Here is a 21841-nt window from a genome sequence, read left to right on the forward strand (position 1 = left end):
ATGGCCGTATATTTCCACGAGGAAGACCTGCCGAGGCAGGATCTTTTCGCGGACGGTCCGATCGCCATCGACACCGAGGCGATGGGGCTGTTTCCCGGCCGCGACCGGCTGTGCCTGGTCCAGCTTTCCGACGGCCGGGGCGACGAGCACCTCGTCCGCTTCAATCCCGGCAGCGACTATGCCGCGCCGAACCTCAAGGCCCTGCTCGCCGATTCGAGCCGGCTGAAAATCTATCATTTCGCGCGCTTCGACATCGCCATCATGAAGCACTATCTGGGCGTGATGGCGGCGCCGCTGTTCTGCACCCGAACGGCATCCCGACTCGTTCGCACCTACACGGATCGGCACGGACTGAAGGAACTGGTGAAGGAGATGCTGGGTCAGGACATCTCGAAGCAGCAGCAGTCGAGCGACTGGGGCGGCCCCGACATCAGCGAGGCCCAGCGCGACTATGCGGCGAGCGACGTCCGCTTCCTCCATCAGCTGATGGCCGAGTTCGAGGTCCGCCTGGCGCGCGAGCAGCGCACCCAGCTGGCGCAGGCCTGCTTCGACTTCCTGCCCGCCCGGGCCGAGCTCGACCTCGCCGGGTGGGACGAGCAGGACATCTTCGCGCATGTCTGAACAGGCCGACCGGACGCGCGCCGTCAAGCGGGGCTGGGCCGAGCCCGGCAGCCGCCACGACGCGCTCGTCCGGCTGCTCAAGGTCGGGCTGCCGAGCATCGTCGGCGTGCTGCTCGCCGTGCTCGTGCTGGCGCCGCTCGGCAAGCGCGGCGACGTCAGCTTCATCCTCGACAAGAAGCAGGCCGAGCGGGCGCCCGAGCGGATGCGGGTCGAATCGGCCCAGTACACCGGCGCCGACAACAAGGGGCAGCCGTTCAACATCAACGCCAGCCGGGCGCTGCAGCGCTCGTCCAACGTGCCCGTCGTCGACGTCAACGGCATCTTCGCGCGGATGGGGCTGGAGCGTGGCCCGGTCGAGATCCGCGCCGGCAACGGCCGCTACAACCTCGACCGGCAGCAGCTGGCGCTGGTCGGGCCGGTCAAGGTGGCCGGGAACGAGGGCGAGCTGCTCAACACCAGCAACGTGCTGGTCGATTTCAACACCCGGACGCTCAGCAACACGACTCCGGTCAGCGGCCAGATGCCGGTCGGCAGCTTCAGCGGCACGACGCTCCACGGCGATCTCGACCGCAAGCAGGTCAATGTCGGCGGCGGGGTGAACGGTCAGGTCAAGCTCGGCACCTTCAGCGCCAACCAGATGAAGGCCGACCTCGACAATCGCACGGTGACGCTCGAAGGGGGCGCTCGCTTGAAAATCACACAGCGCGCGGTCAGATGAGGGCCATGGGGAAATCGATCGTCTGGACGGCGGCGCTCGCACTGGCGGCCGCCGGGCTTGCCACCGGGAACGCCGCGCTCGGCCAGAGCGCCGGGAGCGGCTCGGCGCTCAAGGGCCACAACAGCAATGCGCCGGTCGACGTCAGCGCCGATCGCATCGAGGTGCAGGACCGCGCCGACCGCGCGCTGCTGGTCGGCAACGTCCATGTGAAGCAGGAGGAGCTGACCCTCGACGCACCGCGGATCACCGTCGCCTACGCCTCGGGCGGGCAGGGGGTGACAGGCGGCAACGTCAAGATCCAGCGGCTCGACGCGGCGGGCGGGGTGACGATGCGCTCGCCGACCGAGACCGCCCGGGGCGACTTCGGCGTGTACGATCTCAACCGCAAGCTGATCACCCTGGTCGGCGGCGTGCAGCTGCTTCGGCAGGGCAACCGGGTCGACGGGCAGCGGCTGGTCGTCGATCTCAACTCCGGCCGAGCGGTGATCGACGGCGGCGGCCCGGTCGGCGGCGGAGGCCGGGTCACCGGCCATTTCACCGTCCCCCAACGCACCGCGCAGTAGGCGAGCAGCAGGCGTGAACGAGACCTTCGCCATCGAACGGCCCGCCGCCGACGGGCAGATCGCGCCCGTTCGCGGGCTGGAGGTCCGCTCGATCGCCAAGGCCTACGACGACCGCGCGGTGCTGCATGACGTCAGCCTGTCGGTGTCGCGCGGCGAGGTCGTCGGCCTGCTCGGCCCCAACGGCGCGGGCAAGACGACCTGCTTCTACTCGGTGATGGGGCTGGTGAAGCCGGATGCCGGGCGGATCCTGCTCGACCAGCGCGACATCACCGGTCTGCCGATGTACCGGCGGGCGATCCTGGGGCTCGGCTACCTGCCGCAGGAAACCAGCATCTTCCGCGGCATGACGGTCGAGCAGAACATCGTCTCGGTGCTCGAGGTGGCGGAGCCCAACCGGCGCGCCCGGGCGGAGCGGCTCGAACAGCTGCTCGACGAGTTCGGCCTGACCCGCCTCCGCAACTCGCCGGCGATGGCGCTGTCGGGCGGCGAGCGGCGGCGCTGCGAGATCGCCCGGAGCCTCGCCGCCAATCCCTCGATCATGCTGCTCGACGAGCCGTTCGCAGGCATCGATCCGATCTCGATCGCCGACATCCGCGACCTGGTGAAGGACCTCAAGAGCCGCGACATCGGGGTCCTGATCACCGACCACAATGTCCGCGAGACGCTCGACATCGTCGACCGCGCCTGCATCATCTATGATGGCCAGGTGCTCTTCCAGGGCACCCCCGAGGCGCTGGTCGCGGACCAGGACGTCCGCCGCCTCTACCTCGGCGAGAGCTTCGCGCTCTAGCGCCGGGGGGAAGCATGGGACTGGGGCCCCGGATCGACATCAGGACCAGCCAGCAGCTGGTCATGACCCCGCAGCTGCAGCAGGCGATCAAGCTGCTCCAGCTGACCAACCTGGAAATCGAGGCGTTCGTCGCCGAGGAGCTCGCCAAGAACCCGCTGCTCGAGATGCGGCCGGGCGAGGGCGGCGGCGAAGGCGTGGTGGTCACGCCGGACCGCGAGACCGGCGACGAGGCGGCCGAGCCGCGCGGCGCGGACGAGCTGGCCGGCGGGGGCGAGGAGGCGCTCGACTCCGACTGGCGCGAGTCCGCGCTCGACAATGACGGGTGGAGCGATGTCGGCGGCGGCGGCGAGCCCGACGAGGCGTTCGACTTCGACCGGCTGGCGAGCTGCGAGACGGGCCTGTGCGAGCATCTGATGGGCCAGCTCCACGGCGCCAGCGGGCCGCCGGCGGAAGCCGCCACCGCGATCATTCGCGAGCTGGAGGAAACGGGTTACCTCACCGTGCCGCTGGCCGAGCTGGCGCCGGCCGCCGGGCTCGACCTCAGGACGATGGAGCAGGGACTGGCTCTGGTCCAGTCGCTCGACCCGGCCGGGGTCGGCGCCCGCAGCCTCGCCGAGTGCCTCGCGCTGCAGGCCCGGGCGGCCGACCGGCACGACCCGGCGATGGCGCGGCTGATCGACAATCTCGACCTGCTCGCGCGCGGGCAGACCGCGGCGCTCAAACGGATTTGCGGGGTCGACGACGAGGACCTGGCCGACATGATCCGCGAGCTGCGGGCCTATGATCCCAAGCCGGGCTGCCGGTTTGCTAGCCAGCCGGTCGAGCAGCGCGAGCCCGATGTCATCATCCGCGCCGCCAAGGACGGCTGGACGATCGAGCTCAACAGCGCGACCCTGCCGCGGGTGCTGGTCAACCGCCGCTACCATGCCGAGCTGAAGCGAGGGCCGCAGTCGAAGGAAGGCCGCGCCTGGCTCAGCGACTGCCTGGCCGAGGCGAACTGGCTGGTGCGCGCGCTCGACCAACGGGCGCGGACCATCGTCCGGGTCGCCAGCGAGATCGTCAGGCAGCAGGACGGCTTCTTCCGCAACGGGGTCAGCGCGATGAAGCCGCTGACCCTGCGCACGGTCGCTGAGGCGATCGAAATGCACGAATCGACCGTCAGCCGGGTCGCCGCGGGCAAGACCCTGCTGTGCGAGCGCGGCGTGTTCGAGCTGCGCTACTTTTTCTCGAGCGGGGTGGCGAGTGAGGGCGGCGAGGGGGCCAGCGCGGAGGCGGTCAAGGCCGCCATCGGCAAGCTGATCGCGGCCGAGGCGGAGATCCTCAGCGACGACACGCTGGTCGACCTGCTGAAGAAGCAGGGCTTCGACCTCGCCCGCCGGACCGTCGCCAAGTACCGCGAGGCGATGGGCATCGGCAGCTCGATCCAGCGGCGCCGCGCACGGGCGATCGCCGGCAAGGCCGCCTGACCGCCTTCCCGGACGAGGCTCAACCCTGCTTGAATGGTAGTTCGGCGCGGAGCAGCGCGATTTCGTGCTCGATCGCAACCCGTTCGCTGACGAGGAAGCGCTCGACGGCCTGGCGGAAGCCCTTGTTGGGGATGAAGTGGGCGGAGCGGGTGATCACCGGCTCGTAGCCGCGTGCCAGCTTGTGCTCGCCCTGGGCGCCGGCCTGCACCGACGACAGGCCCTGCGCGATGGCCCACTCGATCGCCTGATAGTAGCAGAGTTCGAAGTGAAGGAAAGGCACCTCCTCGGTGCAGCCCCAGTAACGGCCGTAGAGCGTGTCGGCACCGACCAGGTTGAGCGCGCCCGCGATCGGCCGCCCGTCGCGCAGCGCCAGGAACAGCAGCAGCTGGTCGCCCATCGTCGCGCCGATCCGGTCGAAGAAGGCGCGGGTGAGATAGGGCCGGCCCCACTTCCGGCTGCCGGTGTCCTGGTAGAAGGTCCAGAAGGCGTCCCAGTGCGCCGCTTCGATGTCCGGTCCGCGCAGCTGGAGGAAGCTCAGCCCCTCGCGCGCCTGCGCCCGTTCCTTGCGCAGCGTCTTGCGCTTGCGGCTGGCAAGCGCGTCGAGGAACGCGTCGAAACTGCCGTAGCCGCGATTGAACCAGTGATACTGGAGGCCGGTGCGGATCAGCCAGCGGCGTGCCTCGAACTCGGCCACCTCGTCGTCGGCGATGAAGGTCGCATGGGCGGAGCTCAGCCCGTTCTGCGTGGTCACCGCCTCCGCCGCGGCGAGCAGCGCCTGCGGCTGGCTGCCGAGCAGCCGGCGTCCGGGAACGGGGGTGAAGGGCACCGCGATCTGGAGCTTGGGATAATAATCGCCCCCCGCCCGCTGCCAGGCGTCCGCCCAGCCATGGTCGAACACATATTCGCCCTGGCTGTGGCTCTTGAGGTAGGCCGGCGCGGCGGCGACGCCTGCGCCTTCCTCCTCGACGATCAGCGGCAGCGGGGTCCAGCCGGTGAACTCGCCGACGCTCTCGCTCGCTTCCAGCGCGGAAAGGAAGGCGTGGGAGAGGAAGGGGTCGTCGGCGCCGGCGAGCGCAGTCCACTCGGCGGCAGGGATTTCCTCGACGCCGCCCGCGATCCGGGCGACGACCTCACGCTCACGGTCTGCCATCGCCTTCCCAGATGGGGGCGTCGGCGTGAACCGCAACTTGCTGGCGCTGTTTCCGGGTCCGCACGGTCCAGCTGTAGACCGGCATCCGGCGCCGGGCGCGGGCGACCCAGCCCTGCTCGATCGCGGCGACGTCGACCGCGAGGAAGTCGGGCGACGCGAGCGCCAGCGCCAGTCGGCGGCGCCAGCCCGGGAGCTCGGCCGCGACGACCAGCCCGGTGCGCGCGCGCGGCAGGTTGATCCGCGCCAGCCGAACCAGCCGCGGGTCGAAGCTCATCACTCCGAACGGCCCCTTGTAGCGGCCGAGCAGCGGCTTCAGCGCCAGCATCCAGCGCATCAGGTCCTGTTCGACCTTGACCTCGAGCAGCAGCGGGACGCGCCCGGCGACCTGCTGGAGGAGGTCGAGGAGGGTCGGGATGGGCTGGCCGCCGACGCGCAGGTGGTCGAGCTCGGCGGCGTTCCGCTCGCCGATCACCAGCGCGCTTCCGCACAGGCGGACAGCGTCGCGGTCGTGGAAGACGAGCACCTGGCCGTCGCGGGTCAGGCGGAGGTCGCACTCGATCCCGCAGCGCCGCTCGAGGGCGGCGCCGAAGGCCCGAAAGCTGTTCTCGGGCGCATCGGGCCCGTGCAGCCCGCGATGCGCGAAGCCGCCGGGCCCGGGCGCCAGCGGGTCAGGCGCGGACGGCGACGACCGCGTCCACTTCAACCGCGACCCCGAGCGGGAGCACGGAGACGCCGACGGCCGAGCGGGCGTGCTTGCCGGCGTCGCCGAACACGTCCTGCATCAGCTCCGAGGCGCCGTTGGCGACCTTGGGCTGGTCGGTGAAATGGCCGGCGGAGTTCACGAACACGCCGAGCTTGACGATCCGCTCGACCCGGTCGAGCGAGCCGAGCGCCGCCTTCATCTGGGCGATCAGCATGATCCCGCAGCGGCGGGCGGCGGCCTGGCCGGCTTCGAGGTCGACATCCTCGCCGAGGCGGCCGGTGATCAGGCTGCCGTCCTCGGCGAAGCTGATCTGGCCGGAGATGTGGAGCAGCCCGTTGGCCTCGACCGCCGGCACATAGGCGGCGACGGGAGCGGCGGGCTGGGGGAGGGCGATGCCGAGCTCGGCGAGGCGGGAGTCGATGGTCATGGCGCGCCCTTAATCGCACCGTCGGCGGTTTGCCAGCGCGCGGGGGAGGCCTAGTCCCGGTGGATCGCGAAGCCGGCCCAGCTCTGGTTCACCGGCATGATCTCGAGCGCGTTGATGTTGAGGTGGGGCGGCAGGTTGGCGAGCCACCAGAACTGCTCGGCGAGGTCCTCGGCGGTGATCGGGTTGCTGCCCTGATAGAGCGCGTCGCTGGCGGCCTGGTCGCCGCCGTTGCGGACGAGGGTGAACTCGGTCTCGACCATCCCCGGCTCGATCGAGGTGACCCGAACGCCGCTCCCGGCGAGGTCGCAGCGAAGGTCGAACCCGAACTGGCGGACGAACGCCTTGGTCCCGCCATAGACCGCGCCGCCGCGATAGGCCGAGGTCGCCGCCACCGAGGAAAGGTTGATGATCAGCCCGCGGCTGGCCTTGAGCTTGGGCAGCGCGGCCTGGGTCAGCGCGACGAGACCGGTGATGTTGGTGGCGATCGCCGCCTCGAGCCGCGACCAGTCCTGGTCGCCGAGCGGGTCGGCGCTGGGGGCAAAGCCGGCGTTGTTGAGGAGCAGGTCGATTCCGCCCCACTCGCCGTCCAGCTCGGCGAGCTTGAGGACCGCTCCGACGTCCTGCATGTCCACTTCGAGCGGCAGGAAGGCGTCGCCGAACTCCTCCTGCAGCGCGCGCAGCCGGTCGCCGCGGCGGCCGGTGCCGATCACCTTCCAGCCGCCGGCGACGAAGCGCCGCGCGCTCGCCTCGCCGATGCCGGCCGTCGTCCCGGTGATGAGGGCGGTCTTGGTCATGCGGCGTCCTTCAGGCGTTCGAGAATCCAGGGGGTGGCGGTCGCCCAGTCGTCGATGCGGGCGTGAGCGTGCTCCGCCTTGGGAACAATGGCGGCGATCTTGGGCTCGGCGATCATGTGCAGCCGCTGCGTCTCGGGGCTGTGCTCGGCGACGCTGGCGTGATGCATGGCGAGGTCGTCGACGAACACGCTCCGCCCCGCGCCGTGGCGCTCGACGAGCCGGCGCAGCGGTGCGCCCTTGCCGCCCTGGTTGCAGACCACCTCGTGGTGGATGCCGTGCGCGGCGAGCTGGTCGACGCGCCAGCCATGGGCATGGTCGCCGAGGTTGGTGAGGACGATAATGTCGGCCACCTCGCCGATCCGGCCGAGCGCCTCGACCGCGCCCGGGACGAGCGTCTGGCGGTGCATCTCGCTCTGGAAAAACTGGTTGAGCAGCGGCCAGACCTCCTCGGCCTTGAGCGGCTCGCCGCCGGCGCGGCTCAGCGCCCGGCCCCAGTCGAGATTGTCGAGGTCGAAGCGGACCTGGTGTTCCTCGTCCAGCCAGCCGGCGAAGTGGGTGACCATGTGGAGCAGGACTTCGTCGCAGTCGGTGACGAACAGGGGGCGGGAACTCATGCGTCGAGAAGCCTCCGCGCGGCCACCAGTTCCTCGGGTCGCCGCCCGATCTCCGCGGCGACCGCAAGAAGGTCGGGCTCGTGCGATTCGAGGAAGGCGAGCGTGGCCGAGAGCAGGGCCGGGTCGGCGGCCCGCTCGCGCAGCTCGTCGGCGGTCAGCCCGGTGAGATCGAGCAGGCGCCGGGCCCGCGAATCCTGTCCCAAAGTGGCAACCAGCGCCTGGAGGGCAACCGTTAGGGGGTCGAGGTCGTTTGTGCTCACTGGCGCCCTCCTATAATGTGATGGGGCAAAATCGGGAGCGTCGATTTTTGGCTCGGATCTTGGTCGTCGAGGACAATGCGCTGAACATCAAGCTGTTCTGCGACCTGCTCGCGGCGCATGGGCATGAGCCGCGGGCGGTGACCGACAGCCGCGAGGCGCTGGCGACCGCGCGCGAGTTCCGCCCGGACCTCATCATCACCGACATCCAGCTGCCGCACATCAGCGGGCTGGAGCTCATTCAGCTGTTCAACTCGGAAGAGGTGCTGAAGGACGTTCCGGTGATGGCGGTGACCGCCTACGCGGCGGCGGGCGACGACGAGCGGATCCGCGCCGCGGGGGCGACGTCCTACGTCTCCAAGCCGATCTCGGTGGCGCGGTTCGTCGAGGAAGTGGAAGCGCTGCTCAACAAGCCGGCGCTGGAGACGAACGGGGCGTAAGGCCACTACCCGTCATGCCGAACTCGGTTCAGCCACGGACGGCCGTCGGCAAAGAAGCCGCGAGGGCGATCCCCGGGGCGGGATCGCCTCGCCAGCGAGATTACTTGATCTTCGCTTCCTTGAAGTCGACGTGCTTGCGCGCGACCGGGTCGTACTTGCGGAAGCTCATCTTCTCGGTCTGGTTGCGCGGGTTCTTCTTGGTCACGTAGAAGAAGCCCGTGTCGGCGGTGCTGACGAGCTTGATCTTGACGGTTGCCGGCTTGGCCATCGCGAAAAGTCCTGAAGTGCAAACGAAAAGAGCGGCGCAATCGGCCGCTCGGGTCAGGGGCGCGCTTAGGCGGAGGCGGGCGATTCTGTCAAGCTCGGCGCCGTCATCGAACCGACGGCGCTTCGCAACGCGGCCTTAACCCTTATGGGCGACCCTGGCGGGGTCAGCAAGAGGTGAACGCCGATGGACGAGTCGCTCAAGGATGTCCGCCGCCAGCTCGGCAGCCGCCTCGCCGACCTGCGGGCCCGCGCCGAGCGGCTGAGCCCGCTCGACGTCCACCAGCGGATGGACGCGATCCGCGACATGGCCGCGCATCACGGGATGGCGGCGATGGAAGGCCTCGCCAACTTCTCCGCGCAGCACGCGCTGCTCCCCGGGCACCGGGTGGCGACGCTCGCCTGCCTCGAACATGCGCAGGAAGCGCTGGAGAGCCACAGCCCCGCCGACACCCAGGCGATCCTCGCCGCGCTGGCCGTCCGGCTGCACTGAACCGCCTGCGCAACGGACCATGGCTCTCGCGCATTGAGCGGGGATGCGCGACTTCTCGCAGCTTCTCGACGCCCTTACCTACACCCGCTCGCGCAATGCCAAGCTCAAGCTGGTCGGCGACTATCTCAAGCGCACCCCCGACCCCGACCGCGGGATCGCGCTCGCCGCGCTAACCGGCACGCTCGACATCAAGGCGGTAAAGCCGGCGCAGATCCGCGCACTGGCGGAGGAGCGGATCGACCCCGTCCTGCTGAGGATGAGCCGCGACTATGTCGGCGACTCGGCCGAGACGGTCAGCCTGCTGTGGCCGGTGCCGGAGGGCGAGCCCGAGCTCGACGACGGCACGGTGACCATCGCCGAGGCGGTCGGCCGGCTGATAAACGCGAGCCGGATGGATGCGCCGAAGGAGGTGGCGCGGATGCTCGACCATCTGGACGCGTCGGGCCGTTATGCGCTGCTCAAGCTGGCAACCGGCGAGCTTCGCGTCGGCCTCTCGGCGCGGCTCGCCAAGCAGGCGCTGGCCGACGCCTTCGGGCTCGACGTCGAGGGCGTGGAGGAAGTGTGGCACGCCATGGCGCCGCCCTTCACCGAGCTGTTCGACTGGGCCGAGGGACGCGGACCCCAGCCCACCGCCGAGGACGTGCCCGTCTTCCGCCCCTTCATGCTCGCCCACCCGCTGGAGGAGGGCAGCGTCGACCTCGCCGACTATGCCGCCGAGTGGAAATGGGACGGGATCCGGGTCCAGCTGGTCCACGCCGGCGAGCAGACCCGCCTCTACAGCCGGACCGGGGACGACATCACCGGCAGCTTTCCCGAGGTCGCGGAGAGTTTTCGAACCGTGGGCGTGCTCGACGGCGAGCTGCTGGTTCGCGGGACCGGGCAGGGAGCCGACGAGCATGGCGGCGCGGCGGCGAGCTTCAACGCGCTGCAGCAGCGGCTCGGGCGCAAGAACGTCAGCGCCAAGGTGCAGAGCGACTATCCGGTGTTCGTCCGGCTCTACGACATCCTGTTCGACGGCAAGGAGGACCTGCGCGCGCTCGGCTGGGCGGAGCGGCGAACCCGCCTCGAGGCGTTCATGCCGCGGCTCGACTCCGACCGGTTCGACCTGTCGCAGCTGATCGAGGCTGACAGTTTCGAGGCGCTCGGCGAGATCCGCTCGGCGGCGCGCGACGCGAGCATCGAGGGCATGATGCTCAAGCGCCGCGACAGCGCCTATGTCGGCGGCCGGCGCGCCGGGCTGTGGTACAAGTGGAAGCGCGATCCGCTGACCGCCGACTGCGTGGTGATGTACGCCCAGCGCGGGTCGGGGAAGCGGTCGAGCTTCTATTCCGACTACACGTTCGGCTGCTGGACGGAGGGCGGCGAGCTGCTGCCGGTGGGCAAGGCCTATATGGGGTTCACCGACGAGGAGCTGAAATGGCTCGACCGCTGGGTCCGCAACCACACGGTCCAGCGCTTCGGCCCGGTTCGCGAGGTGGACAAGAGCCTGGTGTTCGAGGTCGCGTTCGACTCGATCCATGCCTCGCGGCGCCACAAGTCGGGCCTGGCGATGCGCTTTCCCCGGATCAGCCGGATCCGCACCGACAAGCCGGCCGACGAGGCGGACCGCATCGCCACCCTCGAGGCGATGGCGACCTGAACCCACCAACGACCCTGTCCGTTCGACGAACGGCATCTTGCCCGGGCCCCGCCGGGCGCTAGGCTCCGCCGCGTTCGTTGGGGAGAACCTCTTGCACAAGATGCTGCTTGCCGCCGCGGCCCTGCTCGCCGCCGGAACCGCCCACGCCGAAACCTACGCGATCCAGGCCGGCCGGGTCGTGGTCGATGCGGCAAAGCCCGCGCTGGGACCATCGACGATCCTCGTCGAGAACGGGCGCATCGCGCGGATCCTGCCGGGCGCCGCCGCGCCGGCGGGGGCGATCGTCGTCGACGAGCGGAGCCGAACGGTGATGCCAGGGATGACCGACGTCCATGTCCACCTGACGGGCGACAGCGGGCAGCCCTGGTACACCTCGCTGACCCAGAAATATTCCGCCGCCTACGGCGTCACCCGCGGGCTGGTCCACGCCAAGGAAATGGCGCGGGCCGGATTCACCACCGTCCGCGACCTCGGCGGCGACACCAGCGCGGTGATCGCGGTGCGCGATGCCGTGCGCGACGGCGCCTTCCCGGGCCCGCGCGTGTTCGTCTCGGGCGCGCCGCTGTCGATCATCGGCGGCCATGCCGACCCGGCGACCGGCCTCCCGCCAGAGATCGCCAACGTCATCGAGGAGCATGGCGACAACTACACGGTCTGCACTGGCGTGCTGCAGTGCCAGACCGCGGTCCGCAAGCTCGCCGCGGCCGGGGTGGACGTCATCAAGTTCATGGCGACCGGCGGCGTGCTCGATCCCGGCGCGATGGGGCTCGAGCAGCATTTCACGGACGAGGAGATGAAGGCGATCTGCGACATGTCGCACGCCATGCATCTCAAGTGCGCCGCGCATGCGCACGGGCCAGTCGGCATCCGCGCCGCGATCCGGGCGGGAGTCGACTCGATCGAGCACGGCACCTTCATCGACGATGAAGGGATCGCCGAGATGAAGAAGCACGGCACCTATTATTCGGCGACCCTGATGGCCTTCACCGGGGTCCAGACCGGGCTGGAGAAGCATCTCTTCACCCCGGCGATCGAGGCCAAGGGGCGCTCGACGCTCGGGGTCTGGGGGCACGGCCTCAACAAGGCCTATCGCGCCGGCGTCCACATCGCGCTCGGCACCGACAGCGCGGTGGCGCCGCACAGCCTTGCCGCGCGCGAGGTCGGGCTGATGGTCTCCAAGGGCGGCATGACCCCGCGCGACGCGCTGATCGCCGCGACCAAGGGCGGCCCCGACCTGCTCGGGGTCGGGCAGGAGACCGGCACGCTTGATCCCGGCAAGTCGGCCGACCTCATCGCCGTCGACGGCGACCCCTTGAGCGACCCCGCCGCGGTGACCCGCGTCGGCTATGTGATGGTGATGGGCAAGCCCATCCCGATGAAGGACTGACCCCACCCATGAACTCTCTCCGTATCGCTTCCCTGCTGCTCCTTCTTGGTTCCAGCGCGGCTCTCGCGCAGTCCGCCTCCAACGCCGGCGACGCGCCGCCCCCGGGGACGCACCAGGATGCCGCGAACAAGGAGAAGGGCCGGGGCGAGGGCGACAGCGACGAGAATGCCAAGGCGAGCGCGGTCGAGACCGAGCAGCCGGTCAAGCGCTCGATCACCCTCCGCGGCGGGCGGCTCGCCTACACGGTCACCACGGGCACGCTGACGATCCGCAACGACGACGGCGAGGCGACCGCCTCGATGTTCTACACGGCTTACACCATGCCGTCGCGCGACGGGCGGCCGCGGCCGGTGACCTTTCTCTTCAACGGCGGCCCCGGCAGCTCGACCATGTGGCTGCACATGGGCTCGGTCGGCCCGATGAAGGTCGATGCCTCGATTCCTGAGACGATCGCGGGGCCGCCGTTCCGCGTCTCGCCCAATCCGGACACGCTGCTCGACCGCAGCGACCTTGTCTTCCTCGACGCCGTCACCACCGGGCTCTCCCGCCCGGTCGGCAAGGCCAAGCCGGAGGACTTCTTTGGGGTCGACAAGGATCTCGACGCGTTCAGCCGCGGCATCCAGCGCTACCTGACCAAGTACGGCCGCTGGAACAGCCCCAAGTTCATCATCGGCGAGAGCTATGGCACGCTGCGCGCGGCCGGCCTCTCCTCGCGGCTGGCGGACAAGGGCGTCCAGCTCAATGGGATCGTGCTGGTCTCGACGGTCCTCAACTTCGCCGATTTCGCGGGCGACCAGCAGTACATCAACTTCATGCCGACCTATGCCGCGGACGCCTGGTACCATGGCAAGGTGGCACACGAGGGCGACCTCGACGGCTTCGCGGCCCGCGCCCGCGCCTTCGCGATGGGCCCCTATGCCGCCGCCCTGCAGAAGGGCGGGGCGATCAGCGATGCCGAGAAGCAGTCGGTCGCGCAGCAGATGGCGGCGCTGACCGGCCTCTCGGCCGACTATGTCCTGCGCACCAACCTCAGGGTCGATCCCGAGCGGTTCCGCCGCGAGCTGCTGCGCGACCGGCGTCAGATCATCGGCCGGATCGACAGCCGCTACCTCGGCACCGAGGCCGAGCAGGTCGGCTCCGACCCGACCTACGATCCGCAGTCGAGCGCGATCACCGGCGGCTTCTCGGGCGCGATCAACGACTATTTGTTCCGCGATCTCGGGTTCAAGACGCCGCTCAGCTATCGGATCAACAATTATGCCGGGATCGGCGGCAAGTGGGAGTTCACCCACCGTTCCTCGCAGGGCGAGCAATCGGTGGCCGACACCAGCGTCGACCTCGCCGACACGATGCGCCAGAATCCGCGGATGAAGCTGCTGTCGGTCAACGGCTATTACGACCTGGCGACGCCCTTCTACGGCGCGGACTACGAGATCGGGCACATGGCGCTCGAGCCGCGCATCGCCGCCAACGTCCGCTACGTCTACTATCCGTCCGGGCACATGGTCTACATCGACCCGGTCTCCGCGCGTCGCCTCAAGGCGGACCTGGCGAGCTTCTACGACAGCGCGATGTAGCCTTGGCAGCGGCCGCGCTGCTAGGGCGCGGCCATGACGAACTGGCAGTTGGTAATTCACGGCGGATGCGGCGCCATGCGCCTCTCCGCCCAGGAGGAGGCCGCCGGCCTCGCCGGGCTCAACGACGCGCTCGATGCGGGCGAGCGGATCCTTGCAGCGGGGGGCCGCGCGCTCGATGCGGTGGAGGTTGCCGCCAGGGCACTCGAGGACGACCCCGCCTTCAACGCCGGCCGCGGGGCGGTGCTGACCGCAACGGGCGAGATCGAGCTGGACGCCGCGATCATGGACGGGGCCACCCGCGCCGCCGGCGCGGTCGCCGGGGTCAAGAAGGTGCGCTGCCCCGTCGCGCTGGCGCGGGCCGTCATGGAGAAGAGCCCGCACGTCCTGCTGAGCTACGAGGGCGCCGAGGCGTTCGCCCGTGAGCAGGGCGTCGAATTCGTTGCGCCGGGCTTCTTCGAGACGGCGGAGCGCCGCGCCCAGCTGGAGCGGGTGCTGGCGAGCGGGGGCGCGTTCGACGCCGACGTCAAGTTCGGGACGATCGGGGCGGTCGCGGTCGACATGCATGGCCATGTCGCCGCCGCCACGTCGACCGGGGGGCTCACCGCCAAGCGCTGGGGGCGGATCGGCGACTCCCCGCTGATCGGCTCCGGCACCTATGCCGACGACCGCGCGGCGGCGGTGAGCGCGACGGGATCGGGGGAGTTCTTCATCCGCGCCGCCGCCGCGCACGAGCTCACCGCGCGCATCCGGCTCGGCGGGGAAGGGTTGCAGCAGGCGCTCGACGCCGTGCTTGCCGACATTGAAGCGCTTGGCGGCAAGGGCGGGCTGATCGCGGTCGCGCCCGACGGCACCGCGGCATGGGGCTTCACCACCGCCGGCATGTATCGCGGGCGCTGCTCCGCGGAAGGGCGCGCGGTGGCCGTCCACGGCGACTAGAGACCGGTCTTGAACTTTCCCTGATCCCGATATAAATATGATATCAGATAATGGGAGCAGTGGAATGGACAGGGGCACATTCAACGCAACGCAGGAGCGGTCGGCAGTCACGTCGAGCGGCTATCTCATGCTGCTGGTGTTGCTGGTCGCGGTGGCGCTCGACGCCTTCGGCATTATCCGGCTGGCGAACGATCATCAGGGATTGATCGAGGGGATTGCGGTGGGCGGCGGCACCCTGCTCTTCCTGCTGGTCGTGCCCGGCTTCTACATGCTCCAGCCCAACCAGGCGGCGGCGATCACCCTGTTTGGCGAGTACAAGGGCACCGACCGGACGACCGGGCTGCGCTGGACCTGGCCGTGGATGGGCAAGCGCAAGGTCTCGCTCCGGGCGAACAACGTCATTTCCGAGCGGATCAAGGTCAACGACCTGCGCGGCAACCCGATCGAGATGGCGGCGCAGCTGGTATGGCGGGTGACCGACACCGCGCAGGCGCTGTTCGACGTCGACGATTACCGGGCCTTCGTGATGGTCCAGGTCGAGGCCGCGGTGCGGACGATCGGCTCGCGCTACCCCTATGACGATTTCGAGCATCTCGAGGTCACCCTGCGGGGCAATCACGACCAGGTCGGCGCCGAGCTCCGGACCGAGCTGATCGCGCGCCTGTCGGTCGCCGGGATCACGGTCGACGAATGCGGCTTCACCCACCTCGCCTATGCGCAGGAGATCGCCGGCGCCATGCTCCGCCGGCAGCAGGCGCAGGCGGTGGTGGCCGCCCGCCAGACGCTCGTCGAGGGCGCGGTCGGGATGGTCGAGATGGCGCTCAACGCGCTGTCGGCCAAGCAGGTGGTCGAGCTGGACGACGAACGGCGCGCCGCGATGGTCTCGAACCTGATGGTCGTGCTGTGCAGCGAGCGTGACACCCAGCCGGTGGTCAACACGGGCTCCCTGTACCAGTAAGATGGCGGAGCAGCGGAAGGCCTATGCGCTTCGGCTCGATCCGGCCCTGTGGGCCGCGGTCGAGCGCTGCGCGACGGCCAGCCTGCGCTCCGCCAATGCCGAGATCGAATGCCTGCTTCGCGAGGCGCTCGAACGGCGCGGCGTCAAGCTCGCGCCGCCCCAGGCCCGCAAGCGCGGCCGCCCGCCCAAGGAGACGAACGATGAGTGACGGTCCCGAGTGGTTTGCCCCGAAGCGCTTTGGCTATGGCGCCGGACTGCCGATCGCCTGGCAGGGGTGGGTGCTGTTTCTCGGCTACCTGGCGGTCGTGACGCTCGCCGGGTTCCTCCTGGCGCCGCAGAGCCTGACCGCCTACCTCGTGCTGGTGCTGACCCTGACCGCCATGTTCATGTGGGTGACGGCGAAGACGACGCGCGGCGGCTGGCGCTGGCGCTCGGGCGGCGAGGACTGATCCACAGCGCGGTTCCGTCGGCCGCGGCTCCGCGCTAAGCCTCGGCGCCATGCAACCCGTCCGCACCGTAACCATCGTCGGCGGCGGCACCGCTGGCTGGATGACCGCTGCCGCGCTGTCGCAATGGCTGACCAAGGTCGAGATCCGGCTCATCGAGTCCGAGGAGATCGGGACGATCGGCGTCGGCGAGGCGACCATCCCGCACATCCGCAATTTTCTCCCGCTGGCCGGGATCGATCCGCTGGCGATGATCGCGCGGACTAAGGCCAGCTTCAAGCTCGGCATCCAGTTCGTGGGCTGGGGCGCCGAGGGCGAGTCCTACGTCCACGGGTTCGGCAAGATCGGTCGCGACATGCTGTGGCTGCACACGCACCAGCTCTGGCTCGCCGCGCGCGAACGCGGCCTGCCGCTCCGGTCCTTCGACCATTATGCGCTGAACTGCGCGGCGGCCCTGCGGAACCGCTTCTGCTTTCCCGACGCGCGCAACCCGCAGTCGCCGCTGGCCGATCTCGACTATGCCTATCACTTCGACGCGTCGCTGTTCGCCCGCTTCCTGCGCAAGGAAAGCGAGCAGCGCGGCGTACGGCGGATCGAGGGGCGGATCGTCGCGGTCGACGTGAACGGGGAGTGGGGCGAGGTCGAGCGGGTCCGGCTGGCGGACGGGCGCGAGCTCGACGGGGACCTATGGGTCGACTGCTCGGGCATGCGCGCGCTGCTGATCGGCGAGGCGCTCGGGGTCGGCTACGAGGACTGGAGCCACTGGCTGCCGTGCGACCGGGCGCAGGCGGTCCCGTGCGAGAGCGTGTCGCCCTTGACGCCCTACACGAGGGCGACGGCGCGCGCGGCCGGCTGGCAGTGGCGCATTCCGCTCCAGCACCGGATCGGCAACGGGATCGTCTATTCGTCCGCGCTGATGAGCGACGAGCAGGCTGCCGAAACGCTGCTCGGCAGCCTCGACGGCGCCCCGCTGGGCGACCCTCGGCCGGTCCGCTTCGCGCCCGGCCGGCGGCTGGAGGCGTGGCGGCGGAACGTGGTCGCGATCGGCCTCTCGTCCGGCTTCCTCGAGCCGCTCGAGTCGACCAGCATCCACCTCATCCAGACCGGCATCCAGCGCCTGCTGGCGATGTTCCCGGCCAACGGCATGGCCGAGCCCGACATCGCCGAGTTCAATCGCCAGGCGCGGTTCGAGATGGAGGACGTGCGCGACTTCATCATCGCCCATTATGCGGTCACCCGGCGGACCGGGGAGCCGTTCTGGGATCATGTCCGGACCATGGCGGTGCCCGACAGCCTGGCCGAGCGCCTCGCGCTGTTCGCCTCTTCCGGCCGCTTCTTCAAGCACGGCGCGGCGGAGCTCTTCGCCGAGGAAAGCTGGGTGCAGGTGCTGCTCGGGCAGGGGTTCGCGGCGAGGGCCGATCCGGTCACCCGATTCGTCGACGACCGCGCGCTGGGCGGGTTCCTCGGCGAGGTCGAAGAGGTGATCGCGGACGTGGCCGGCCGAATGCCCGACCATGGGGCGTTTGTCGCGGGGTTGCCCGAGCGGTCGCCCCGGTCCTCGGCCCCGGCGGTCAGCTTCGGCCCCGTCGTGCGCTGAGGGGCGCGCGCCTCAGCGGACACTGTGTTCGTGAGAACACAGCGAGCCGTCAGAACGTGTCCCCGGAGTTGACTCTAACTCCGCTTCGGGTTCTTTGAAGTCGCAAACAACGGCACAGGCTCACATGTAACCGGTTACACCGGTCAGCGTGCAAGCGAACTGTAACCGGTTACAGGAGAGGGCAGGGAACATGAGCAGAATCCATCGCAAGGGTCGTTTGTCGGCCGGCATCTCTGCCGTCACGCTGGCAACCAGCCTCGTCCTCGCCACGCCGGCATTCGCCCAGTCGGAAGTGTCGAACATCCAGGGCCATGTCGAAGGCGCCCGGGTTGGTGCGACGGTGGTCGCGACCGACACCAACACCGGTCAGCGCTCGACGGGCACGATCGACGCCTCGGGCAACTACTCCATCTTCGGGCTGCGCCCGTCGACCTACAGCGTCGCCGTCGAAGGCCAGCCGGCGCAGCAGACGACGCTGCTGGTCGGCCAGACCGCCACGCTCGACTTCGTGCCGGCGACCTCGACCGCGGCGATTCCGGGGCAGGGCGGCTCGATCGTCGTCCGCGGCCGCCGCATCGCCCAGCCGGTGCAGGCGCAGACGGTCGCCACCAACGTGACCTCGGCGCAGATCGAGAACCTGCCGCAGAACCAGCGCAACTTCCTGAGCTTCGCCGCACTCGCGCCGGGCGTGAACGTGCCCCCGGGCGGCACCGCGCAGATCCAGGCGGGTGCGACCAGCGCCTCCAACGTCAACGTCCTGCTCGACGGGCTGAGCTTCAAGAACCCGATCAATCACGGCGGCGTGTTCGGCCAGAACTTCGGCCTCGGAAATCCCTTCCCGCAGCTCGCCGTCCAGGAATATCAGGTCCAGACGCAGAACTTCGGCGCCGAGACCGGCCAGGCCGGCTCGGCCGTGGTGACCGCGATCACCAAGACCGGCGGTAACAAGTTCCACGGCTCGGCCTTCATCGACTGGCAGCCCAAGAGCTTCATCGGCCAGCCCTATTTCGACAAGAAGGCCGGCGTCAAAAAACCCAACTACGACCGCAAGCAGTTCGGCGGCGAGCTGGGCGGCCCGATCATCCCGGGCAAGCTGACCTTCTACGTCGCGGGCGAGGGCACGATCGAGAAGCTTCCGGCGACCTTCGGCACCCTGCCGGTCAACAATAACCTGCCGACGTCGATCACCTCGCAGATCCTGACCTCGCGCAACTTCGACTTCAAGCAGGGCCTCTATTTCGGCAAGCTGACCTTCTTCGCGACCGACGCCGACACGATCAACCTGTCGGCGTTCGTCCGGCGCGAGAACAACCTCAGCGACATCGACGCGAACGCCTCGGCGAGCCACGGCCGAACGATCCTCACCCACCAGAACCGCTACCAGCTGCAGTGGCGGCACACCGCGGGCAACTTCACCAACCTGCTCAATGCTTCCTACGACAAGGGCACGCAGCAGACCCCGAGCGTCGGCACCGGACCGGAATATGTCGTCTCGAATGCGTTCGCCAACGCCGCGACCTGCAACGGCCTCTTCACCGGCGCAAACCTGACCTCCTGTCAGACCACGGCCGGCGGCGCGCCGTTCGACGCGCTGGCGCAGCTCGGCGCCCACTTCTTCACGCAGGGCGATTCCGAGAAGATCTGGACGGTTCGCGACGACGCGACCTGGCGGCACGGCGCGCACACGATCCGCGCCGGCGCCCAGCTCGCGCTGCTCGACCTGTCGCGCTCGGTCAGCGACCATTTCAACGGCAGCTACTATTTCTACAATCCCGGCCCGAACGGCACGCTCGACCAGTCGAGCCCCTATGGCGCCCGGATCAACATCGCGCCGACGCCCGACGTCAGCGCGAAGGACACGCAGATCGGCGTCTATCTGCAGGACGAGTGGAAACCCGACCAGCACTGGACCGTCAACGCGGGCCTGCGCTGGGACTTCGAGAGCAACGCCAACAACAACAAATATGTGACCCCGGCGGCGATTGCCGCTGCGCTCCGCGCCTACCCGGGCTGGGCCGCGCGCGGCATCAATCCCGAGGACTATATCTCGACCGGTGACAACCGAAAGCCGCAGTATAACGAGTTCCAGCCGCGCCTGGGCGTGAGCTACGACGTCAAGGGCGACCGCGACCTGGTCCTGTTCGGCGGTGCCGGCCGTTACTACGACCGCAGCCTCTTCATCGAGGGCGTGATCGAGACCCTGACCAACAGCAACAACGTGGTCACCTACAACTTCAACGGCGCCTGCGCCGGGGCCGCCAAGCCGGCCTATTGCACCGATCCGAACGCCCTTCGCACCTTCCTCCAGGGACAGGGCACCGGCGGCAGCGTGTTCGTCCTGAACAACAAGACGAAGATGCCCTACTCGGATCAGTTCGACGTCGGCTTGCGCAAGCGGTTCGGCGAGATCACCACCTCGCTGACCTTCAGCCACATCCGCTCGCACAACATCTTCCAATACGTCCGTTCGAACTTCTATTCGAACGGCTGGTACACCCGGAATTTGATCCGCGACGCGAACGGCAATGTCACCGGCTGCACCGACGGCGGCGACACCTGGATCATCGACCTGACCCCGGGCACCAACTATGCGGCCTGCCCCGCCACCAACGGGCAGCTGACCGGCTACTCGGGCAAGCTCGACCGTGGCTCCAACCGCGGCAAGGCCAGCTACAACGCCCTCTATCTCACCGCCGAGAAGCCGTTCACCGATCGCTCGACCTGGGGCTTCACCACCGCGCTGACGATCCAGCGCGCCCGCACCAACGTCGCGCAGGAGCTGAACAGCGACGAATTCTACAACGGCCCGGCGGTTGACGTGTACGGGACGGACTATGTCAACGGCGTCGAGAAGTGGCGACTGGTGACCGCCGGCAACTATCGCGCGCCGTGGGGCATCGTCCTGTCGGGCCAGCTGACCCTCTCGTCGGGCCCGTCCTTCGGCAACATCATCTTCGGCAACGCGCCCGACGGGGCCTGCTGCTACGCGAACATGGGCGGCGTCTTCTTCCCCCACAAGACGTTCGGCTACAAGCGCCTCGACCTGCGGGTCGGCAAGGTGTTCAAGCTGCCGTGGGGTCATGAGCTCGAGGCCAATTTCCAGGCGTTCAACGTCTTCAACTGGCTCAACCGCACCTACTCGTCGTGGGGCGCCGGCTCCGGAGCGAACCCGCCGCTGGTCGAGAACGGCCAGGTCGGAAACGATGCTCGCAGTTTCCAGGCCGGTCTGCGATATCGCTTCTGACCTGCATGGAGCGGGGAGGAAGGAACGCCCCCTCCAGTTCCTTCCTTCCCGCATGGAAATGTCGTGACCCCTCGTCTGCTTCGGATCGGTGCCAGCGCCACACCTGTCGTCGTGATCGACGACTTCACCGGCGACGCCGAAGCGGTCGCCCGACTGGCGGAGGGATTGGCACCGTTCCCGGCGGCGACGAGCAGCTACTACCCGGGGGTTCGCCGGGTGCTCGAGGAGTCCGACGGCGCAGCGTTCGACTATGCGCTTCGCTGCTGCCGGGACGCGGCGCAGTTCATCGCCGGGGCGTTCGGAGTCGACCGCTTCAACCTCGCCCAGGCGAGCTTCTCGATGGTCAGCACCCAGCCGGCGCAGCTCAATCCCTGGCAGCGGGCGCCGCACTTCGACAGCCCCGACCCGCTCCACCTCGCCATGCTCCACTACCTGCGGGTTCCGGTCGAGAGCGGGACCGCCTTCTACCGGCAGCGGGAGACGGGCATAGAGCGGGTGGACCAGGGAAATGAAGCCACCTTCGTCCGCGCCGCGACCGCCGCCGCTGCCCGCCAGAGCGCGGACGCGGGATACATCTACGGCTCGGACCCGGATTATGAGCTGCTCGAATCGGTGGACGCGGTGCCGGATCGCCTGCTGATCTATCAGGGCGGGCTGCTGCACAGCGGGGTCATCCCCGCCGGCATGCCGCTCAGCGCCGATCCGAAGGTCGGCCGGCTGACCGCCAACTTCTTCCTCCAGGGCTGACGGGCGGCAC

The 21841-nt window shown here is 69.1% G+C and carries 24 protein-coding genes; 17 read left to right on the top strand and 7 right to left on the bottom strand.

Annotated elements, in window-relative coordinates:
• From HMF7854_RS02575 to rpoN, 5 genes are read left to right on the top strand one after another with little or no spacing between them, the layout of a single operon-like run.
• A complete protein-coding gene (locus HMF7854_RS02575; RefSeq protein ID WP_126717671.1) occupies positions 1-621 on the top strand; it encodes a ribonuclease D in 621 nt (206 codons plus the stop codon).
• The gene (gene lptC / locus HMF7854_RS02580; protein ID WP_126717672.1) at positions 614-1339 is read left to right on the top strand and encodes an LPS export ABC transporter periplasmic protein LptC; all 726 of its coding nucleotides are present in this window, start codon (positions 614-616) and stop codon (positions 1337-1339) included. Before HMF7854_RS02575 ends, lptC begins: the two co-directional genes overlap by 8 nt.
• Positions 1340-1344: 5 nt before the next feature.
• The gene (locus HMF7854_RS02585; RefSeq protein ID WP_126717673.1) at positions 1345-1902 is read left to right on the top strand and encodes an LptA/OstA family protein; all 558 of its coding nucleotides are present in this window, start codon (positions 1345-1347) and stop codon (positions 1900-1902) included.
• Positions 1903-1915: 13 nt separating this feature from the next.
• The gene (lptB, locus tag HMF7854_RS02590; protein ID WP_126717674.1) at positions 1916-2692 is read left to right on the top strand and encodes an LPS export ABC transporter ATP-binding protein; all 777 of its coding nucleotides are present in this window, start codon (positions 1916-1918) and stop codon (positions 2690-2692) included.
• A gap of 14 nt (positions 2693-2706) precedes the next feature.
• Positions 2707-4158, top strand: coding sequence for an RNA polymerase factor sigma-54 (rpoN, locus tag HMF7854_RS02595; protein ID WP_126717675.1), 1452 nt, complete (start codon positions 2707-2709; stop codon positions 4156-4158).
• Positions 4159-4177: 19 nt separating this feature from the next.
• Here the strand turns inward: rpoN and HMF7854_RS02600 are convergent, their stop codons facing one another.
• The 6 genes from HMF7854_RS02600 to HMF7854_RS02625 are packed head-to-tail and all read right to left on the bottom strand — an operon-like array spanning position 4178 to position 8106.
• Entirely contained in the window at positions 4178-5308 is a 1131-nt protein-coding gene (locus HMF7854_RS02600) for a GNAT family N-acetyltransferase (protein WP_126717676.1), read from the bottom strand.
• Positions 5295-6011, bottom strand: coding sequence for a glycerophosphodiester phosphodiesterase family protein (locus tag HMF7854_RS02605; protein ID WP_126717677.1), 717 nt, complete (start codon positions 6009-6011; stop codon positions 5295-5297). Before HMF7854_RS02605 ends, HMF7854_RS02600 begins: the two co-directional genes overlap by 14 nt.
• Complete coding sequence (locus HMF7854_RS02610; protein WP_126717678.1) at positions 5977-6438, bottom strand: RidA family protein; 462 nt, start codon at positions 6436-6438, stop codon at positions 5977-5979. The genes HMF7854_RS02605 and HMF7854_RS02610 overlap by 35 nt, the downstream gene beginning before the upstream one ends.
• Positions 6439-6488: 50 nt before the next feature.
• The gene (locus HMF7854_RS02615) at positions 6489-7232 is read right to left on the bottom strand and encodes an SDR family NAD(P)-dependent oxidoreductase (RefSeq protein ID WP_126717679.1); all 744 of its coding nucleotides are present in this window, start codon (positions 7230-7232) and stop codon (positions 6489-6491) included.
• Complete coding sequence (locus HMF7854_RS02620) at positions 7229-7846, bottom strand: HAD family hydrolase (RefSeq protein WP_126717680.1); 618 nt, start codon at positions 7844-7846, stop codon at positions 7229-7231. Before HMF7854_RS02620 ends, HMF7854_RS02615 begins: the two co-directional genes overlap by 4 nt.
• The gene (locus HMF7854_RS02625; protein WP_126717681.1) at positions 7843-8106 is read right to left on the bottom strand and encodes a DUF3572 family protein; all 264 of its coding nucleotides are present in this window, start codon (positions 8104-8106) and stop codon (positions 7843-7845) included. The genes HMF7854_RS02620 and HMF7854_RS02625 overlap by 4 nt, the downstream gene beginning before the upstream one ends.
• 56 nt (positions 8107-8162) lie before the next feature.
• Here HMF7854_RS02625 and HMF7854_RS02630 point away from each other — a divergent pair, with 56 nt between their 5' ends.
• Complete coding sequence (locus HMF7854_RS02630) at positions 8163-8543, top strand: response regulator (protein WP_126720024.1); 381 nt, start codon at positions 8163-8165, stop codon at positions 8541-8543.
• 100 nt (positions 8544-8643) lie between these two features.
• Here the strand turns inward: HMF7854_RS02630 and rpmG are convergent, their stop codons facing one another.
• Positions 8644-8811, bottom strand: a complete 168-nt coding sequence (gene rpmG, locus HMF7854_RS02635; RefSeq protein WP_114227569.1) for a 50S ribosomal protein L33 — start codon at positions 8809-8811, stop codon at positions 8644-8646.
• A gap of 183 nt (positions 8812-8994) precedes the next feature.
• On the opposite strand from rpmG, the gene HMF7854_RS02640 reads away from it, so the two are divergent.
• From HMF7854_RS02640 to HMF7854_RS02690, 11 genes are all read left to right on the top strand, one after another.
• Positions 8995-9300 carry a hypothetical protein gene (locus HMF7854_RS02640; RefSeq protein WP_126717682.1) on the top strand — a complete coding sequence of 102 codons (306 nt, stop codon included), beginning with the start codon at positions 8995-8997 and terminating at the stop codon, positions 9298-9300.
• Between the two features lie 43 nt (positions 9301-9343).
• Positions 9344-10939, top strand: coding sequence for a cisplatin damage response ATP-dependent DNA ligase (locus tag HMF7854_RS02645; protein ID WP_126717683.1), 1596 nt, complete (start codon positions 9344-9346; stop codon positions 10937-10939).
• Between the two features lie 100 nt (positions 10940-11039).
• Positions 11040-12326, top strand: coding sequence for a metal-dependent hydrolase family protein (locus HMF7854_RS02650; RefSeq protein WP_239017020.1), 1287 nt, complete (start codon positions 11040-11042; stop codon positions 12324-12326).
• Between the two features lie 8 nt (positions 12327-12334).
• Positions 12335-13903 (top strand): S10 family peptidase, encoded by a 1569-nt coding sequence (locus HMF7854_RS02655; RefSeq protein WP_126717685.1) that lies wholly within the window; start codon positions 12335-12337, stop codon positions 13901-13903.
• 33 nt (positions 13904-13936) lie between these two features.
• Positions 13937-14839, top strand: a complete 903-nt coding sequence (locus HMF7854_RS02660; protein WP_126717686.1) for an isoaspartyl peptidase/L-asparaginase family protein — start codon at positions 13937-13939, stop codon at positions 14837-14839.
• Between the two features lie 64 nt (positions 14840-14903).
• A complete protein-coding gene (locus HMF7854_RS02665) occupies positions 14904-15797 on the top strand; it encodes an SPFH domain-containing protein (protein ID WP_126717687.1) in 894 nt (297 codons plus the stop codon).
• A 1-nt stretch (position 15798) separates the two neighbouring features.
• Positions 15799-16005 carry a type II toxin-antitoxin system antitoxin gene (locus HMF7854_RS02670; protein WP_126717688.1) on the top strand — a complete coding sequence of 69 codons (207 nt, stop codon included), beginning with the start codon at positions 15799-15801 and terminating at the stop codon, positions 16003-16005.
• Positions 15998-16246 (top strand): hypothetical protein, encoded by a 249-nt coding sequence (locus HMF7854_RS02675; RefSeq protein ID WP_126717689.1) that lies wholly within the window; start codon positions 15998-16000, stop codon positions 16244-16246. The genes HMF7854_RS02670 and HMF7854_RS02675 overlap by 8 nt, the downstream gene beginning before the upstream one ends.
• A gap of 49 nt (positions 16247-16295) precedes the next feature.
• Positions 16296-17840, top strand: coding sequence for a tryptophan halogenase family protein (locus HMF7854_RS02680; protein WP_126717690.1), 1545 nt, complete (start codon positions 16296-16298; stop codon positions 17838-17840).
• A 190-nt stretch (positions 17841-18030) separates the two neighbouring features.
• Entirely contained in the window at positions 18031-21084 is a 3054-nt protein-coding gene (locus HMF7854_RS02685) for a TonB-dependent receptor (RefSeq protein ID WP_126717691.1), read from the top strand.
• Between the two features lie 63 nt (positions 21085-21147).
• Positions 21148-21831, top strand: a complete 684-nt coding sequence (locus HMF7854_RS02690) for a DUF6445 family protein (RefSeq protein WP_126717692.1) — start codon at positions 21148-21150, stop codon at positions 21829-21831.
• Positions 21832-21841: the final 10 nt, after the last annotated feature.

Source organism: Sphingomonas ginkgonis (genome assembly GCF_003970925.1).
Taxonomy (GTDB): domain Bacteria; phylum Pseudomonadota; class Alphaproteobacteria; order Sphingomonadales; family Sphingomonadaceae; genus Sphingomicrobium; species Sphingomicrobium ginkgonis.